The sequence below is a fragment of the Roseivivax sp. GX 12232 genome (genome assembly GCF_021272185.1).
Lineage (GTDB): Bacteria > Pseudomonadota > Alphaproteobacteria > Rhodobacterales > Rhodobacteraceae > Roseivivax.
The window spans coordinates 201,909-219,327 of the sequence record NZ_JAJSEC010000006.1; the positions used below are offsets into that span (position 1 = coordinate 201,909).

Annotated in this window: 16 protein-coding genes; 9 read left to right on the forward strand and 7 right to left on the reverse strand. The window is 70.4% G+C overall.

Features of this window, described 5'->3' with window-relative positions:
- Position 1: 1 nt before the first annotated feature.
- Genes LR948_RS12290 through LR948_RS12305 form a run of 4 tightly spaced genes read right to left on the reverse strand, consistent with a single transcriptional unit; the run spans position 2 to position 4,110 of the window.
- Positions 2–1,135, reverse strand: coding sequence for an ABC transporter ATP-binding protein (locus LR948_RS12290; protein ID WP_232754324.1), 1,134 nt, complete (start codon positions 1,133–1,135; stop codon positions 2–4).
- Positions 1,132–2,016 (reverse strand): ABC transporter permease, encoded by an 885-nt coding sequence (locus LR948_RS12295; protein ID WP_232754325.1) that lies wholly within the window; start codon positions 2,014–2,016, stop codon positions 1,132–1,134. Before LR948_RS12295 ends, LR948_RS12290 begins: the two co-directional genes overlap by 4 nt.
- Positions 2,017–2,026: 10 nt before the next feature.
- Positions 2,027–2,971: an ABC transporter permease gene (locus LR948_RS12300; RefSeq protein WP_232754326.1), complete on the reverse strand. Its 945-nt coding sequence runs from the start codon at positions 2,969–2,971 to the stop codon at positions 2,027–2,029.
- The gene (locus LR948_RS12305) at positions 2,947–4,110 is read right to left on the reverse strand and encodes a PotD/PotF family extracellular solute-binding protein (RefSeq protein WP_232754327.1); all 1,164 of its coding nucleotides are present in this window, start codon (positions 4,108–4,110) and stop codon (positions 2,947–2,949) included. Before LR948_RS12305 ends, LR948_RS12300 begins: the two co-directional genes overlap by 25 nt.
- Positions 4,111–4,457: 347 nt before the next feature.
- On the opposite strand from LR948_RS12305, the gene LR948_RS12310 reads away from it, so the two are divergent.
- Genes LR948_RS12310 through LR948_RS12335 form a run of 6 tightly spaced genes read left to right on the forward strand, consistent with a single transcriptional unit; the run spans position 4,458 to position 10,201 of the window.
- Entirely contained in the window at positions 4,458–5,828 is a 1,371-nt protein-coding gene (locus LR948_RS12310; protein ID WP_232754328.1) for an MmgE/PrpD family protein, read from the forward strand.
- Positions 5,825–6,208: a cupin domain-containing protein gene (locus tag LR948_RS12315; RefSeq protein WP_232754329.1), complete on the forward strand. Its 384-nt coding sequence runs from the start codon at positions 5,825–5,827 to the stop codon at positions 6,206–6,208. Before LR948_RS12310 ends, LR948_RS12315 begins: the two co-directional genes overlap by 4 nt.
- On the forward strand, positions 6,208–6,990 hold the full coding sequence (locus tag LR948_RS12320; protein ID WP_232754330.1) for a short-chain dehydrogenase/reductase: 783 nt from the start codon (positions 6,208–6,210) through the stop codon (positions 6,988–6,990). Before LR948_RS12315 ends, LR948_RS12320 begins: the two co-directional genes overlap by 1 nt.
- Positions 6,975–7,793 (forward strand): enoyl-CoA hydratase, encoded by an 819-nt coding sequence (locus LR948_RS12325; protein ID WP_232754331.1) that lies wholly within the window; start codon positions 6,975–6,977, stop codon positions 7,791–7,793. The genes LR948_RS12320 and LR948_RS12325 overlap by 16 nt, the downstream gene beginning before the upstream one ends.
- A gap of 1 nt (position 7,794) precedes the next feature.
- A complete protein-coding gene (locus LR948_RS12330) occupies positions 7,795–8,649 on the forward strand; it encodes a MaoC family dehydratase N-terminal domain-containing protein (RefSeq protein ID WP_232754332.1) in 855 nt (284 codons plus the stop codon).
- Positions 8,650–8,668: 19 nt separating this feature from the next.
- Positions 8,669–10,201, forward strand: a complete 1,533-nt coding sequence (locus tag LR948_RS12335) for a malonyl-CoA synthase (protein WP_232754333.1) — start codon at positions 8,669–8,671, stop codon at positions 10,199–10,201.
- Positions 10,202–10,208: 7 nt separating this feature from the next.
- Here LR948_RS12335 and LR948_RS12340 read toward each other — a convergent pair whose 3' ends face one another.
- Together LR948_RS12340 and LR948_RS12345 are read right to left on the reverse strand one after the other, a co-directional pair.
- Positions 10,209–11,378, reverse strand: coding sequence for an amidase (locus LR948_RS12340; protein WP_232754334.1), 1,170 nt, complete (start codon positions 11,376–11,378; stop codon positions 10,209–10,211).
- The gene (locus LR948_RS12345) at positions 11,375–12,064 is read right to left on the reverse strand and encodes a GntR family transcriptional regulator (protein WP_232754335.1); all 690 of its coding nucleotides are present in this window, start codon (positions 12,062–12,064) and stop codon (positions 11,375–11,377) included. Before LR948_RS12345 ends, LR948_RS12340 begins: the two co-directional genes overlap by 4 nt.
- Positions 12,065–12,724: 660 nt before the next feature.
- Between LR948_RS12345 and LR948_RS12350 the strand changes: the two genes are divergently transcribed.
- Genes LR948_RS12350 through LR948_RS12360 form a run of 3 tightly spaced genes read left to right on the forward strand, consistent with a single transcriptional unit; the run spans position 12,725 to position 14,981 of the window.
- The gene (locus tag LR948_RS12350) at positions 12,725–13,150 is read left to right on the forward strand and encodes a hypothetical protein (RefSeq protein WP_232754336.1); all 426 of its coding nucleotides are present in this window, start codon (positions 12,725–12,727) and stop codon (positions 13,148–13,150) included.
- Complete coding sequence (locus tag LR948_RS12355; protein ID WP_232754337.1) at positions 13,147–13,503, forward strand: MaoC/PaaZ C-terminal domain-containing protein; 357 nt, start codon at positions 13,147–13,149, stop codon at positions 13,501–13,503. The genes LR948_RS12350 and LR948_RS12355 overlap by 4 nt, the downstream gene beginning before the upstream one ends.
- A complete protein-coding gene (locus LR948_RS12360) occupies positions 13,500–14,981 on the forward strand; it encodes a class I adenylate-forming enzyme family protein (RefSeq protein ID WP_232754338.1) in 1,482 nt (493 codons plus the stop codon). The genes LR948_RS12355 and LR948_RS12360 overlap by 4 nt, the downstream gene beginning before the upstream one ends.
- 154 nt (positions 14,982–15,135) lie before the next feature.
- Here the strand turns inward: LR948_RS12360 and LR948_RS12365 are convergent, their stop codons facing one another.
- Entirely contained in the window at positions 15,136–17,415 is a 2,280-nt protein-coding gene (locus LR948_RS12365; protein ID WP_232754339.1) for a 3-hydroxyacyl-CoA dehydrogenase/enoyl-CoA hydratase family protein, read from the reverse strand.
- Positions 17,416–17,419: the final 4 nt, after the last annotated feature.

Consider the following 17,419-nt stretch of genomic DNA (forward strand, 5'->3'; position numbering starts at 1 on the left):
ATCACTCCACGTGCAGGCGGATGTCGGAGGGCTTCCAGGACAGCCGCACGCGGGATCCGGCCTCGGGCAGGCGCTCGTCGCTGTCGGCGATCTCGCGGCTGACCATCTCGGTGCCGTCGGGCAGATGCACCAGGTGCGAGGTGGTCAGGCCAAGGTAGACCGACTCGTCATAGGCCCCGGTGATCGAGAAGCCGTCCGCCGGCGTCTCGGCCCCGTTCACCCGGTCGAGCGCCACGCATTCCGAACGGATCGAGAGCGTCACCTCCTGCCCGTCGCTGACCGCGAGGCCGCGCTTGTCGACCTGCAGCCGCGAGCCCGCCACGTCGACGATGATCTCGCTGCCCGCGGCCTCGGCGACGCGGCCCTTCAGCACGTTGTTCTCGCCCACGAAGCTGGCGGTGAAGGTCTTCTCCGGCGCGCGGTAGATGTCGCGGGCGCGGCCGAACTCCACCAGCTCGCCATTGGCAATGAGCGCGATCCGGTCGGCCACGGTCATCGCCTCTTCCTGGTTGTGGGTGACATGGATGAAGGTGATGCCGACCTTCTCCTGCAGGTGCTTGAGCTCGAGGCACATGTCCTTGCGGAGCTGCGCATCCAGCGCCGCCAGCGGCTCGTCGAGCAGCAGGATGTCGCGGTCGAGCACGATGGCCCGGGCGAGCTGCACGCGCTGCTGCTGGCCGCCCGACAACTCGTGCGGACGGCGCGCGGCAAAGGGCGTGAGCCCGACCTGCTCCAGCGCCGCGGCGACCTTTTCGGCGACCTGCGCGCGCGGCAGCCCCGCGACCTTGAGCCCGTAGCCCACGTTCTGCTCCACGCTCATGTGCGGGAACAGCGCATAGGCCTGGAAGACCATGCTGGTCGGGCGCTTGTCGGGCGGCAGGTGGCCGACGCTGCGGCCATGCAGCAGCACCTCGCCATGGGTCGGCTTCTGGAAGCCGCCGATGGTGCGCAGGAGCGTCGTCTTGCCCCCGCCCGAGGGCCCGAGCAGGACGAAATACTCGCCCGCCCCGATCGAGACATTGACGTTCTGGAGCGCCACGAAGTCACCGTAGTGCTTGGCGAGGTTGCGCACCTCGACGGCGGGAGCTTGGCTGTCGGTCATCTGCTGGGTCCCCTGGGTCTCGATCTGGGTCACGATCCCACCGGCGCCGCCTTGGCGCGGGCCACGCGCGAGAGGCTCTCGGCGCGGATCATGGTGAAAAGGATGATGGAGCCGATCACGGCGATGGCGACGAAGCTGACCATGGCGGACATGGCATAGCTTTGCGGCGACATGCCGGTGTTGAGCATCTGGCTGATCAGCACCGTGGTGAAGGTGTCGAACCCGCCCTTCAGAAGGCTCGTGCGGGTGTATTCGTTGAAGACCAGGATCACCGTGAAGGCGCAGGCCGAGAAAACACCGGCGCGGATCTGCGGGAACTCGATGTCCCAGAAGGCGCGCCAGCCGTTGGCCCCGCAGGCCCGCGCGGCCTCGGTCTGTTCGGGGCGGTAACGGCCCATGGTGATCAGGATCACCACGAAGGAATAGGGGATCGTGTAGATGATCAGCCCGATCGTCGCGGTCAGGAAGCTCAGCCGGAACCAGCCGTCGAACATCGCGGTGCCGAGCTGGTCGCCCAGCCAGATGAAGGCGATGTTGAGGTTCTTGAAGGACACCAGGAGCGCCGAGCCCAGGATGTCCGGCGGCACGAACAGCGGCGCCAGCAGCAGGAAGACCGGGAAGATCTTGTTGCCCGCCGACTTGTAGTGCTTGGCCGCCAAGAGCGCCATCGGCACGGTGATCACGGTCACCACCACCGCCAGCATCAGCGTCCAGCGCAAGGCGCCGATCAACAGCTCGTCCGAGAAGATCAGCCCGTACCACTCGAGCGTGAAGACATATTCGTTCGCGCCGAAACCGTTGGCGTTGAACGAGACATACATGACGTAGAGGACCGGGGTCATCAGCGTCAGCACCACGAAGAGCAGGTAGGCCCACTTCAGGCGATGCAGCCAGGGATTGTCGTAGTCGTTCATGCGCGCGCCCTCAGCTCAGCGGGGTGAGGATCTTGGTGAGATCGAAAAGCCGGTGCCCGATCCACAGAAGCGTCATCAGGGTGGCCATCATGATCGCGCTCACCGCCATGGCGAGCGGGAAGTCGAGCGCGGTGATCGCCTGCGTGGCGATCAGCCCGGCGTTCACGGCCCCCGCCCCGCCCAGGATGTTCGGCAGCAGCGCCACGCCCAGCCCGTTGACGAAGATGAAGACCGAGCCCGCGAAGATCCCCGGCGCCGCGAGCGGCAGGATCACGTCCTTGAAGCGCCGCCAGGGGCCGACGCCCAGGTCGTCGCAGACCTCGAAGATGTATTTCGGCACCGCCTCCATCGCGAGGAAGCCCGAGAAGACGATGAAGGGCAGGAAGGACAGCACCTCGCCGATCACCACCCCGGTATGGGTGTAAAGAAGCGCCGTGATCGGCTCGTCGATGATGCCCAGGTCCATCAGCGTGGTGTTCACCAGCCCGTTGCGCTGCAGGACCGGGCGCAGGGCGAAGACGCGGATGATCTCGGAGACCATGAAGGGCAGGATGAACAGCAGCACCACTCGGTGCTGCGCCACCTGCGGGATCGACTTGCGCACGAAGACCGCGATGGGGAAGCCGAAGACGAAGCAGATCGCCACCGAGATCAGCGAGTATTTCATCGAGTTGAGGAAGTTCGTCAGCCGTGCCGAGAAGAAGAAGTTCTCGTAGGAGAACAGGGTGAAGCCCGGCTCCATCCAGAACATCGTGCGCTCGAAGACCGAGAAGACCACGGTCATCGCCATCGGCAGGGCGAAGAAGATCACCATGAAGATCAGCGGTGCGCGGAAGACCCAGGGCACCAGCCGCTCGCGCCAGGGGGGCGTGGTCCGGTCGACGGGACGTGCCCCGCCGACCGTTTCTGTGCTTTGCACCGCCATGTGGATCAGGCCGCCTGAACGCGCGACCACCAGTCCTGGTAGGCCCGGATGTTGGTCGGGAAGACGTTCTGCCAGGAGTTGCCGGCCACCGCGCGGCGCGCCTGCTTGCGCTCGAGCCGCTCGGCCATGATCGCCTTGGTGTCATCGTCGAACATGTCGCCGTTGGCCTCGACGAATTCGGACACGCCGGTCATCTGCGGGGTGAAGCCCAGGCCCGCCAGGGTCTGCGCGCCGAACCAGGGGCTGAGGTAGACATTGGCGAGGCTGTAGAAGGCCTCTTCCATGCCGCGCTCCTGGCCGCCGCGGGTCAGCATGACGATGTTGTTCCAGCTCTGGTGGCCTTCCTTCATCGTGCCGTAGCGGATGTCCTGGCCGTTCTTGCGGGCCGCGAAGATCTGGATCACCTCCCAGCAGGAGGAGACCAGCACCTCTTCGGAGGACAGAAGGTCGGCGCCGTTCTGCACCCCGTCCCAGAAGGTGCGGAAGTGGCCCTTCTTCTTGAGGTCGATGAGGAACTCGCAGGTCTGGCGCACCTCGTCCTCGGTCATGTCCGAGGGGTTGTCGATGTCGCCCTTGCCGGACTGCTTGAGGTAGATCGCGGTATTGGTCAGCGTCGGGCCAAAGTCGTTCTGCATCGCCGCCCGGCCGCGGAACTGGCTGTCGAAAAGCGCCTCCCAGGAGGTCAGCTCCTCGCCGATGACCTCGTGGTTGAAGGCCAGGCTGTCGGCGTTGGAGATATAGGGCACGGCATAGACCTTGCCGTCGTGGCGGATGGTGTCGGCGCTGTCGCCGCCCTCCTGGTAGCTCTCGAGGATATTGGCCCAGTTCGGGATCCGCGAGATGTCGAGCTCGGCGATCGCCCCCTGCGAGGCCAGCGCGTCCTCCATGCCGCCGCCGTTGTCGGTCATGGCGTCATAAAGCGCGTTGCCGTCGCCCACGACCATCTTCTGGATCGATTCATCGGCGCGGGCCGACTTGGCGATGGCGTTGATGCTGATCCCGGCCTGGGACTCCATGTCGGACCAGTCCTGCGCGCCGACCTTGGCGATGCCCGGCGCCCAGAGCTTCAGCGCCTCCTGCGCGCGGGCCGCGGTGCCGAAGGCGCCCGAGGCGGCGGTGGCGCCCATCAGGGCCATGAATGTGCGGCGGTTAAACTCAGCTTGGTTCATGCGAACTCTCCTGTTGGTTGGGCCCGCCGACCAGCCGGCAGGGTGGATCGTCTGTCCCGATCGTCTTGCCCCAATGGCATGGCGGCCGATCTTCGCGGCCGCCGGGCGGCCCGGTTCAGGCCGGACACGCCCTTGCTCTTGCCATCGAGTATGTCCCGAAACGGCGTGATTGCAAAATTTTTTTGTATGCAGAATGAAGATTCCTGCAAGCTGCTGAAAATCATTGCGAAATATGTGGGGCCCGCCCAAGAACATGCGATTCCAGCGTTATATGCAGGCTCATGGCGCTTGATCTGCACGCAGAATCGGGGCAATCCTGAGGGTGTATAGCGGATTTTGTATGCGAAATGACCCATGACCCCGCCTCCGCCGAATCGGCTCTGATCGCGCTTTCCAGCGCCGCGCCGGACGCTCCGGCCCGGGCCGCGGCGCGGCTCTGCCTGCTCGACTGGCTGGGCTGCATCCTGGCCGCGCGCGGCGCGCCGCAGGCCCGCGCGCTGGCGGCGGCGCTGGGGGTCGAGGGCGGCGATCTTCTGGGCATGGCCTTCGCGCCCCTGCGCTCGGACGCGCAGACCGCGGCGCTGGCGCTGGGGGCGCTCGGCAATGTGCTAGAGATGGACGATCTGCACCGCGCCTCGATCCTGCATCCCGGCGACACGATCTGCGCGGCCGCCCTGGCCCTGGGCCTGCGCCGCAAGACCCCGGGCGCAGGTCTTCTCGATGCGCTGGTCGCGGGCTACGAGATCGCCACGCGGATCGGTCGGGTCGCGGCCTCGGGCGGCTATACCCCCTTCTACAACTCGGGCACCTGCGGGGTCTTCGGCGCGACGCTCAGTGCTGCCCGGCTGCGCGGGCTCGACGCCGAGGCGACCGCCGATGCACTGGGACAGGCGGGCATGCAGGCCGCCGGGATCTGGCAGTGCCGGCTGGAGCCCAGCTTTTCCAAGCAGCTCGCCACCGCCCATGCCGCCCGCGCCGGCGTCTTCTCGGCCGAACTGGGCGCGGCGGGCTTCCGCGGGCCGCGGGCGATCCTGACCGGGCGCATGGGCTTTTTCGCGAGCCACTACCCCGGCGCCGATCCCGCGCCGCTGACCGCGCCGGGCCCCTGGGCGATCACCGAGATGAGCTACAAGCCCTTCCCGGCCTGCCGCCACACCCATCCCGCGATCTCGGCGGCGCTGGCGCTGCGCGAGGACGGCGTGACCGAGGCCGCGGAGATCCGCGTCGCCACCTATGGTGCGGCGATCGACTTCTGCGACGCGCCCGAGCCCCGGAGCGGCGATGCCGCGCGCTTCAGCCTGCAGCACGCGGTGGCGGTGACGCTCCTGCGCGGACGGCCGGGCGTGGCCGATTTCGAGGGCGCCGCGCTGACCGATCCCGGCATCGCCGCGCTGCGCGCCCGCGTGCGGCTGGAACAGGACCCGGCCCATGACGCCGCCTTCCCGGAGGCCTATGGCGCCAGGGTCACCGTCGCGCGGTCCTCTGGGCCCGAGCGCAGCGCGGAATGCCCCGCGGCCTGGGGCGACCCGGAAAACCCGATGTCCGAGGCGGACCTACTGGAAAAGTTTCACCTCAACGCCGCGCATGGCCGGGTGCCGCCGCCCGCCGCCCGCGCCCTGGCCGAGGCGGTGACCGCCCTGCCCGAGGCGCCCGACCTTCTTGCCTTGCACCGCGCGCTGACCCGCGCCGTCACCCCCGAACCGGAGCCCGTGCCATGACCCTGAAACCCGCCGTGCCCTTCCATGCCCTGAACGAGGAGACCGGCTGGGAGCCGGTGCCCGGCGGCGCGCCGGGGGTCGAGATGAAGATGCTCTCGGGCGCGCTGGACGAAGAGGCCAAGACCGGCGTCCGCACCCGTCTGATCCGCTTCCAGCCCGGCGCCGTGGCGCCTGCGGTCTTCGTGCATGACTACTGGGAAGAGGTCTATCTGCTCTCGGGCGTGCTGGTCACCGGCTGCGACGCGGAAGGCAAAGGCGGCACGGCCTTCGAGGCGCCCGCCTATGCCTGCCGCCCGCCCGGCACCGAACACGGGCCCTTCACCTCTGAGGCAGGCTGCAGCTTCTTCGAGATCCAGTATTACATCGACGGAGACGGCTGATGGACCTTGGGCTTTCTGGACGGCACGCGCTGATCACCGGCGGCTCCAAGGGCATCGGGCGGGCCATCGCCGCGGCGCTCCTGGCCGAGGGGGCGCGGGTCACGCTGGTCGCCCGCGACGCCGAGCGGCTCGCCGAGGCGCAGGCGGCGCTGGCCCCCGAGGACCCCGCGCGGGTCGCGGTGCTGCCCGCCGATCTCGGCAGCGACGCGGGCCGGGCGGCGCTGCTCGAGGCAGTCGACCTGCCGGACATCCTGATCAACAACGCGGGCGCCATCCGCGCCGGGCGGCTGGGCGATCTGTCGATCGAAGACTGGCGGCAGGACTGGGAGCTCAAGGTCTTCGGCTACATCCACCTGTGTCAGCAGCTCCTGCCCCAGATGGCGGCGCGGGGCTCGGGCGCGATGCTGAACATCATCGGCATGGCGGGACGGGCGAACCGGCCGGCCTATATCTCGGGCTCGGCGGCCAATGCGGCGCTCATCGCCTTCACCCAGGCGCTGGGGGCCGAGGCCCAGGGCGCGGGGCTGCGGGTCTTCGGCATCAACCCCTCGCCGACGCTGACCGACCGGATGACCGACTTCATGAAGCGCAAGGCCCAGGCCGAGCTCGGCGACGCGGCCCGCTGGCGCGAGATGGTCGACCCGGACCGCTTCCCCTATGGCCGCCCCGCCGACCCCGAGGAGGTCGCCGCCCTGGCGGTCATGCTTCTGTCGCCGCGCGCGGGCTATCTGAACGGCACCGTGGTGGACATCGACGGAGGCGGCCAATGGACGGGGACGTGACGCGCGAGACGCCCTTTGCCGAGGGCCGCATCCTGCTGCGCCGCGCGGGCGGCGTGGCCCGGATCGTCTTCAACGCGCCCGAGAAGATGAACGCCATGCGGCTCGCCATGTGGGAGGCGCTGGCCGAGATCTGCGACGAGCTTGCCACGGACCCGGACCTGCGGGTGCTGGTGCTGGAGGGCGCGGGCGACCGGGCCTTTGTCGCGGGCGCCGACATCTCGGAGTTCGGCGAGACCCGCAGCGATGCCACGGGGGCGGCGCGCTACAACGCCGCCGTCGCCCGGGCCGAGCGCGCGGTCGAGGTCATGCCGGTGCCGGTCCTCGCGCTGATCCGGGGCTACTGCATCGGCGGCGGGCTCGGCATCGCCATGCGCTGCGACCTGCGGCTCGCCGCCGCGGATGCGCGTTTCGCCATCACGCCCGCCAAGCTGGGGCTGGGTTACGGCTACGAGGGCGTCGCCTCGCTCCTGTCGCGGCTGGGCCACGCGCGGACCGCCGATCTGCTCTTCACCGGCCGCCGGCTCAACGCCGAGGAGGCCCGCGCGGCGGGCATCGCGGATTTCCTTTACCCGGTCGACCAGTTCGAGGCCGAATGCGCCGCCTATATCGACCGGCTCGCCGCCAATGCGCCGCTGACCATCCGGGCGGTCAAGGCGGCGCTCCTGGAACTGGCGCGCCCCGAGGGCGCCCGCGACCCCGAACGGGTCGAGGCGCTGGTGCGCGCCTGTTTCGACAGCGCCGACTACCAGGAGGGGCAGCGCGCCTTCGCCGAGAAGCGCAAACCCCGGTTCGAGGGCCGATGACATGAGCACCGAAACCCGGGACAAGGCCCTGCAGGAGGCCGTCGGCCGCAGCGAGCGGGCCGAGGACAGCCTCGATTTGCGCCAGGCGCGGCTCATGCAGCTGACGCTCGACCAGGAGGCCACGCTGGAGGAGGGCGATCCGCTGCCGCCCTTCTGGCACTACCTCTATTTCAATCCCCAGATCCGCGCCTCGGAACTGGGCGCCGACGGCCATGAGAAGCTCGGGCGCTTCATCCCCGACTTCGGGCTGCCGCGGCGGATGTGGGCCGGCGGGCGGGTCGAGATCGACAAACCCCTGCGCCTGGGCGAACACGTGCAGAAGCTCTCGACCATCCGCAGCGTCGAAGAGAAGACCGGCCGCTCGGGGCGGCTCTGCTTCGTCACCGTCGACCACGACTTCAGCGTCGCGGGCGAACACCGGCTGCGCGAGACCCAGAACATCGTCTACCGCGCCGCGCCGGACCCGGACGCGCCCCCGCCCCCGGGCAAACCCGTGCCCGAGGACGCCGATTTCACCCGCGAGATCCACCCCGACCCGGTGCTGCTCTTTCGCTACTCGGCCTTGATCTTCTACGGCCACCGCATCCATTACGACGCCGATTACACCCGCGGCACCGAGGGCTACCCGGGGCTGGTGGTGCATGGCCCGCTGACCGCGACGCTGCTCATCGGGCTGGGCCTCGAACGGCTGGAGGGCCGGGCGCTCTCGGCGATCAAGATCCGCGCCATGGCCCCGCTTTTCGTCACCGCGCCTTTCACGCTCGAGGGGCGCGACAGCACCGAGGGGGCCGAGCTCTGGGCGCGGCGCCCCGATGGCACCACGGCGATGACGGTCAGGCTTCACGCGGCGGCGTGACATTGCAGGAGACGACGAGATGACAAATCCGCTCTACGACATGCTGATCGGAGGCCGCGCCGACAGCCCGGCGCCGCTTTTGCATCTGCCGGGCGGGCAGGTGCTGTCTTACGCAGATATGGCCGCACGCGCCGCCCGCATCGCCGGGATGCTCAGTGCCGAGGGGCTGGAGAAGGGCGACCGTCTGGCGATGCAATGCCCGAAGTCCCCCGAGGCGCTGGCGCTCTACCTCGCCTGCCTGCAGTCGGGCGTGATCTTCCTGCCGCTGAACACCGCCTATACGCCCGACGAGATCGGCTATTTCGTCGGCGACGCGGCGCCCAAGATCGTCGTCACCGACCCCTCCGCCGAGGATGCGCTGCGCCCGATCACCGAGGCCGCGGGCGCGCTTCTCCTGACGCTCGACGCCGAGGAACAGGGCAGCTTCGCCGCGCGGGTCGCCGAGGCGGCCCCGGTCACCGAGGTGACCCCCTGCACGCAAGAGGACCTGGCCTGCTTCCTCTATACCTCGGGCACCACCGGGCGTTCAAAAGGCGCCATGCTGACCCATGGCAACCTCGCCTCCAACGCCGAGACGCTGACCCGCACCTGGCGCTTCACCGACGCGGACGTGCTGCTGCACGCCCTGCCGATCTTCCACGCGCACGGGCTCTTCGTGGCTTGCAACGTGCTGATGAACGCCGGCGGGTCGATGATCTGGCTGCCGGGCTTCTCGACCGAGGCCGTGCTCGAGGCACTGCCGCGCGCCACCTCGATGATGGGCGTGCCGACCTTCTACACCCGGCTTCTCGACGCCCCCGCGTTCGACCGCGACCGCGCCGGGCATATGCGGCTCTTCACCTCGGGCAGCGCGCCGCTTCTGGCCGAGACCCACGACCGCTTCCGCGAACGCACCGGCCACGCCATCCTCGAACGCTACGGCATGACCGAGACCGGCATGAACACCTCGAACCCCTATGACGGCGACCGCCGCGCGGGCACCGTGGGCTTCCCGCTCGAGGGCGTGGAGATTCGCATCATGGGCGAGGAGGGCACCCCGCTCCCCGCCGGCGAGACCGGCATGATCGAGGTGCGCGGGCCCAATGTCTTCAAGGGCTACTGGCAGATGCCGGAAAAGACCGCCGAGGAGCTGCGCGAGAACGGCTTCTTCATCACCGGCGACCTCGGGCGGATCGACGCCGAGGGCTATGTGACCATCGTCGGCCGCGAGAAGGACCTGATCATCTCAGGCGGCTACAACGTCTACCCGAAGGAGGTCGAACAGCTGCTCGACGATCTGCCGGGCGTGCGCGAAAGCGCGGTGATCGGCGTGCCGCACGCGGATTTCGGCGAAGGCGTCGTGGCGGTGCTGGTGGCCGAGGGCGCGGGCCCCGACCTCGACGGGATCGCCGAGGAGGTCTCGGGACGGCTGGCCAACTACAAGCGCCCGAAGCGCTACGTTTTGCGCGAGGCCCTGCCCCGCAACACCATGGGCAAGGTGCAGAAGAACGTGCTGCGCGAGGAATGCGCCGAGCTTTTCGCCCCCGGCGCGGCCCGGCAGGCGGGCGGCTGAGCGCGGCTCAGAGCCGCGCGAGGATCTCTTCGGCAAGCGCCACCAGACGGCGCTCACTGCCTTTCGGCCCGACCAGCTGCGCCGAGACCGGCGGCTGCGCCCCGGGGGCGGGCAGCGCCAGCGCCGGGCAGCCCGCGACATTGGCCATGACGGTGAAATCCGCCTGCCCCCGCGGCGGGCGGCCCCCGAGCGGGAAGGCCGGCTCCGCCACCGTGGGCAGAAGCGCCACGCGCGGGCCCTCGAGGGCGGACTGCACGGCGGATGCGGTCTCCGCGAGCGACGCGCGGATCGCGCGGGCCTTCTCCTCCGGGATCGCCGCGCCGTAGTCGATGAGCTTGCGCAGCCCCGGGCTGAGGCCGGGCACGCCGCCGAGGCTCTGGGCCGCCTCGATCTCGGTCAGCAGGAAGGCGGTGCCGCGCAGCTCTTCGAAGTCCATGGGCGGCAGCGGGTCGGACGGGCCGAGGGAGGCGCCGAGCGCATCGCGGCAGGCGTCATAGAACGCTTGGACCTCGGGCGTGCAGCCCGCCAGCTGCGCCGCGTCCGGCGCGTACCAGCCGAGGGGCGTCGCCGCGCGGGTCTCGGGCAAAAGCACATCCAGCAGCGCCGTCAGCCCATCCGCATCCCGCGCGAAGATCCCCGGCGCATCGAGGCTCGGCGCCAGCGGGAAGAGCCCCGCATCGGACACCGCCCCCGCGCCGAACTTCAGCCCGAAGACCCCGCAATAGGCCGCCGGGATGCGCACCGAACCCATGGTGTCGCTGCCAAGTGCGAGGTCCACCGCCCCCGCCGCCAGCGCTGCCGCCGAGCCGCCCGAGGAGCCACCCGGCGAATGCCCGGGCCAGGCCGGGTTCTCGCAGCGGGTGAAATGCGGGTTGTCGCAGGCCGCCCCCAGCGCGCCCTCGTCCATGGAAAGCCGCGACAGGATGCGCGCCCCCGCGCCGCGCAGCCGCGCCACCAGCGGCGCATCGGCCTCGGCCAGCTCGCCCGCGCGCGCGCCGATGCCAGCGGTCCAGGCCTGGCCCGCGACCCGGAAGTTGGACTTCGCCCCGAGGGTCAGGCCCGCCAAGGGCCCCGCTCCCGGCGCCTTGGCCGCATCCAGCGGCAGCGAGACCTCGGGCGCCTCGCAAAAGCCCCAGCGGGTCGCGCGCGCGGCGATCTCCTCGAAGGGCAGGCTCACGCCCCGTCCTTCGCCTGTTGCGAGCTTTGAATATGCGTCGCCACCCGCGAGGCCCCGGCCAGGAGATGCGCCGACATGACGCTGGAGGCCCATTCCGGCGAGCGCGCCTCGATGGCGTCGATGATCTCGGCGTGGTGGTGCAGGCTGCGCCGCAGGTCGTGTTCGGAGAACATCGAATAGGTGCGCACCACCATGCTGACATCCAGCACAGTGGTCATCAGCGCCGTCAGCCGCGGCGAGCGTGCGGCATTCACGATGGTGCGGTGAAATTCCTCGTTGGCGGTGACCAGCACCTGGTAGGCACTGTCGTCACGCGGCGGGGTGTTGGCCTGCATGACCGCGTGGATGCGGCGCAGCTCGGCCAGGTCCTCCTCGGTCGCGAGCCGCGCGGCGCGCTGGACCGAGTAGCATTCGACCAGGCGGCGGATCTCGTAGACCTGTTCGGCCTCGTCCTCGGGGAAATAGGCGACCCTGGTGGTATAGCCGCTTTGCCGGTCGATGAAGCCCTCGAGAATGAGCCGCCCGATGGCCTCGCGGATCGGTGTCCGGCTGAGGCCCAGGTCCTCGGAGAGCCGCGTCTCGGTCAGCCGCTCGCCCTCTTCGAGCTTGCCGGTCAGGATGTCGCGGCGGATGATCTGGTAGGCCTGCTCGGTGGCGTTCATCTTCGGCTGGGCAGCGGCTGTCATGGGGCGCGGATCCGTGCTGAAAGCGCGCCCGGGACGGCGCAAGAAAGCGTGCCGCCGCGCCGCCGGATGGACGGCCCGAGGCGGAGCGCGGGTAGTATTTTGTATGCGAAATCCGGGATGTGGTCAAAGGGCTTTGTCGGGGTTGGGTGGCGTGGCATGAGCGGCCGGGAGGGAGATACCCAAGCAGTGCTGGCGATTGCCCTGCCGCCCGCCGTTTGCGCCGCAACGCGGCAAGGTTTGGGCGCGACACTCCTGTGTATCCAGAACGGCTCATTTTGATCCAGCGGCGTCCGCGAGAGCGGGTCGGATACCAGCCGCATCATCCCCGCAGGCGGCGCGCAGAGCCCACCCGTTGGACCGCCGCTGTTCCAAAAGCCCCCGATGCCACGCTATGTGCGTGCATTTGTTCCTGCCACGGGCGGCCGAAAGGCCCCGCAAGCGCACACAGGCTTACCCTATTTGCATACACATGCGCCTCATCTGCATATTGACAGATACCTCTATTCACACAATGATCGCCCCACCCATCACCTCTCACCCGCGCGTCACACCCCTACCGCGCGGCTTCTAGACCGCGCGCCACGCGCCACGGAAGGTCTCGCCTCATGCCCCTACGCCCCTGCTCTGCCAGCACGGCCCTCGGACCCGGCGCCTGACCTCATGCCTGCCCCCGCCGCGCATCCGCCCATCCCTCAGAGCCGTTACCGCCTCACCCGGCAGGCGGACGACGCGGTGCGGCGGATGTCGGGCGCGCTGGCCCGGCAAGGCGCAGGGGCGCATCCGATCTTCGCCTTCCTCGGCGCGCTCGGCGGGCTGCCGCAGCCGATCAAGGAGCTGAGCGAGAGCCTCGGGCTGGACTTCGCCGCGGGCCCGGTGCTGGCGGGCTGCCGGATCACGCTGCATGCGCCGCTCCAGATCGACCGCGACTACACCGTCGAGGCCAAAGTGGCCGGCCTCGAGCGGCGGCCCAGCCGGGCCTATGGCGCCGCCGATCACCTGCATCTCGCCGTGGCGCTGACCGAGGGCGGCACCCCCGCGTCCGAGATCGCGCTGCACATCGTCTTTCCCGCACCGGAGGCCCAATGACCGACGCCCCGACCTTCCGCTTCGGCCCGGTCTCGGGCGCGGACATGGCGCGATGGTGCGCGCTTCTGAACGACGACAACGAGATCCACCTGTCGCGCGACGCCGCCGAGGCGGCGGGGCTTGGGCCTCTGCGCATCAACCCGGGCCCGGCGAACCTTGCCGTGCTGATGAACGCGCTTCTCGACGGCGAGAACGAAGGCGCGCTGCGCGAGGTCGAGGCGCGGTTTCTCGGCAATGTCCGCGAGGGCGATCACCTCTGCGCGCGCCGCGACGGCGGCAGCGCCGCGCTCTATCGCGCGGATGAGGAGGCGCCGCTTCTCACCGCCACCTTCCGCTTCGGAGACCAGGAATGACCGACACCGCCCGGGCCGCCCAGATGACCGTCTATCCGCTGGTGGCGATGCGCGCCCACGAACGGCCCGGGGCGCTTGCACTGACCGACGGGACGACCGACCTGAGCTATGCCCAGCTGATCGACCGGGTGGACCGCTGCGCCGCGGCCCTCGCCCAGCGCGGGCTCCGGCGCGGCGACCGGGTCGCGGTCCTGTCGGAGAACTCGATCGACTACACCGTGCTGGAGCTCGCGGGCGCCAAGCTGGGGCTGATCAACGCCTGCCAGAACACCCGCCTGACCGAGCCCGAGCTGCGCTACTGCATGGAGCTTGTCGGCCCCGGCCTGATCGTCGCCTCGCCGCGCCACGCCGAGATGGCCGCGGCGGTGGCCGGACCCTGCCCCGTCGCGGGGTTCGCCGAGCTCTCCGCCCCCGGCGAGACCGAGGTCGCCGCCGAGGCCGAGGACGGGCTCTTCATCATCTACACCTCGGGCACCACCGGGCGGCCCAAGGCGGCGGTGATCAGCCATCGCGCGCAGATCGCGCGGATGAGCACGCTGCGGCTCGACCTCGGCATCCTGCCCGGCGACGGCTATGTCGCCTGGGCCCCGATGTTCCACATCGGCGGCACCGAGCACCTGGTCTCGACCCTGATGTCCGGCGCACCGGGCTACGTGGTGGACGGCTTCGACGCGGGCGCGATCCTCGACGCGCTCGAACGCTTCCCGGTGGGCTGGCTGCTGCTGGTGCCCGCGACCATCGAGCCGCTGATCGCCGAGTTGAAGGCGCGGAAACCCGCGATCCAGGGCGTGCGCGCGGTGGGCTGCATGGCCGACCTCGTGCCCTCGGAGGTCATCGCCGAGATCACCACCCTGGTCGGCGCCCCCTATCTCGACAGTTTCGGCGCCACCGAGACCGGCATGGGCCCCCTGTCGGGCGCGGTGATCCCGCCCGGCACACGCGCGACGCGCTTTCCCAAACGGCTCTCGAGCCTGGTGGAGCTGCGGCTCTGCGACGGCGAGGGCCGCGAGGTGCCCGAGGGCGACCCGGGCGAGGCCTGGGTGCGCGGGCCCGCGCTCTTTTCGGGCTATTGGAACAACCCCGAGGTCACCGCAAAGGACTTTGCCGGGGGCTGGTTCCGCATGGGCGACATGTTCCGCAAGACCGAAGACGGCTACCTCTTCGCCGGGCGGTCGAAATATCTGATCAAGTCCGGCGGAGAGAACATCTACCCCGCCGAGATCGAGCGGGTGCTGCTCTCCGATCCGCGCGTCGCCGATGCCATCGTGGTGCGCCGGGCGGATGCGCGCTGGGGCGAGGTGCCGGTCGCCGTGGTCGCCCGCGCCGCACCGCTCGAGGCCGAGGAGGTGCTGGCGCTCTGCCGCGCCGAGCTCGCGGGTTACAAGCGCCCGAAGGACGTGCATTTCGTCGAGATGGACGCGCTGCCCCGGTCGGTCAGCGGCAAGATCCTGCGCGAAGAGGTGGAGAAGCTGGTCTGAGGACGGGCTTGCGGGGGCCGGGGTGACGGCGGACCGCTCCCGGCAAAGCCTCGGACCCCAACCAAGTCTCGCGACAGCCGCAGCAAGACCCCCGTCTCCGACGATCTCCAAGGCTTGAACACCGGCCCCGCCCTCCGCGAGGCCGGTGCACTTCCTACCGTTTCAACGTGGCCTGCATCGCCGCGCGGGTCTCGGGCCGGGCGGCCATGCGCAGCACCGCCGCGCGTTCGAGCGCGTGCATCTCCGCCTCGGAGAGCGGCCGCGACGGGTCGCCCTCGGGACCGCCGGTCACGACCTCGGCCAGGTCCTCGGCCACGCGCAGCGCCGCCGGCTCGATCCGGCCCGCCTGCCGCGCGGCCCGCGCGCCGGCCAGGGCCCCGGCAAGGCCCGACGGCCCGGCGAGGGTGAAAAGCTCCTCCTCCGGCGCGCTGTAGTCCCGCGCCAGGGCCCGCGCGATGGCGCAGGCGGCGGGTTCGACGTCATCGGCGTGCATGACGATCTCGTCCGCCTCGCGCAGGAGCCCGAGGCCCCGCGCCTCGACCGCCGATCGGGCGACGGGCCCGGGCAGCAGCGTCTCGACCAGCCGGGCGGCCAGCGCGCCGGGGCCCTGCGGGCCGCTGCCGGGCGTGGCGAGCCGTGCCAAGAGCCGCGTGCAGCCGCCCCAGCCCGGCAGGATGCCGAGCTGCGTCTCGGGCAGGCCGATCCGGGCCTCGGCATGGGCGACCACGCGGTCGGCATGCAGCGTCACCTCGCAGCCGCCGCCCAGCGCCAAGCCGCGCACCGCGGCGACCACCGGGAAGGGCGCCCGGCGCAGCGCGGAAAAGACCGACTGGCCGCGCGCCAGGAAGGCCTCGAGCCGCTCCGGCGTCTCGGCCAGTTCCAGGAAGCGCGACAGATCCGCGCCCGCCGACAGCGCCCGGGGCGAGCCCGGCGCGATGACCAGCGCCTTGAGATCGCCGCGCGCCAGCACCGCCTCGAAGAGGTCGAAGACCTCGGGCGCGAAGGTCCCCATCTTGGTGGTGATGCGCAGGATGCCGAGCCCCTCGCCGCCATCCTCGAGCCGCCCGCCCGGGGTCTCGGCCAGGATGCGCGGCGCGGCCTCGGCGGCAGCGCCCGGGGCGTCATCCGCCGCCAGCGGCGCACCCGACAGGTCGATGCGCGGCGCGGTGCCGTCGTAGAAACCGCCGGCTTGGGCCGCGCCCTCCAGCAGCTTCGGCACCTCGCGGCCTTCGGACCGGAGCCGCGCGACCACTTCACCGGCGCCAACCCGGTCGATCTGCCGGAACGGGCCCTCGCGCCAGCCGTAGCCCAGCGCCACGGCGGTATCCACGGCGGGCAGGTCATGGGCGATCTCACCCGCGACCAAGGCGGTGTAGAGGGCGAGGTTGCGCAGCACCGACCAGGCATAGTCGCCCAGCGGCCCGCCCGCGGCGATCAGCGCGGCGAGGTCGCGGCCGCCGCCCGGCAGATCCGCCACCTCGCGGCGCGGGCGATACTCGAAACTTGCGAGGTCCAGCGCCTCGCGGCTGCCGTCCTCGGCCTTGCGGTAGAACCCCGCGCCGGACTTGCGCCCGAAGCGCCCCGCCGCCTGCATTTTCGCCGAAAGCTCGGAGCCCGCCAGGTCATAGGCATGCGCCCCGTCGCCCGCGGGCAAGGAGCGGATCAGGCTGCCCCAGACCAGCGGGATGAGGTCGATGCCGATCAGGTCCAGAAGCCCGAAGACGCCGGTGCGCGGCACGCCGAAGGCGGCGATCACCGCGTCGGCCTCTTCGACGCTCAGGCCCTGCTCCGCCGCCTCGAGCACCGCCATGGCGATCCAGTAGCAGCCGATGCGGTTGGCGATGAAACCCGGCGTGTCGCGGCATTCCACCACCGTCTTGCCCAAGAGCCCGCGCCCCGCGCGCCAGGCGCGGGTCGCGCTCTCCTTGGCCGTATCCGCGCCCGCGACCACCTCGAGAAGCTGCATCTGCCGGGGCGGGTTGAAGAAATGGCTGATCACGTAGTCCCGGGCGAAGCTCTCGGGCAGACCCGCCACGAGGTCCCGGCGCAGCAGCGTCGAGGTGTTGGACGAGACCGTGCTGCCCGGCTTCCGATGGGCCTCGATCTGGCGGTAGAGATCGCGCTTCAGATCGAAATCCTCGATGATCGCCTCGACGATCCAATCGGCCTCGGCGAGCCGCGGCAGGTCGTCCTCGACGTTGCCGGGGCGCACCAGCGCCGCCGCCTCGGGGGCCATGAAGCCGCCGCTCTTGAGCTGGCGCGCGATGCCGGCCTCGGCGGGGCCGTTGCGGCTGTCGGAGCCGGGAATGTCGAGAAGGTCGACCGGGATCCCGGCATTGGCAAATTGCGCCGCGATGCCGCCGCCCATGGAGCCCGCGCCGATCACCGCCGCCCGCCGGACGCCGGTGTCCTGGCTGCCGAATGCCGCTTTCATGTCC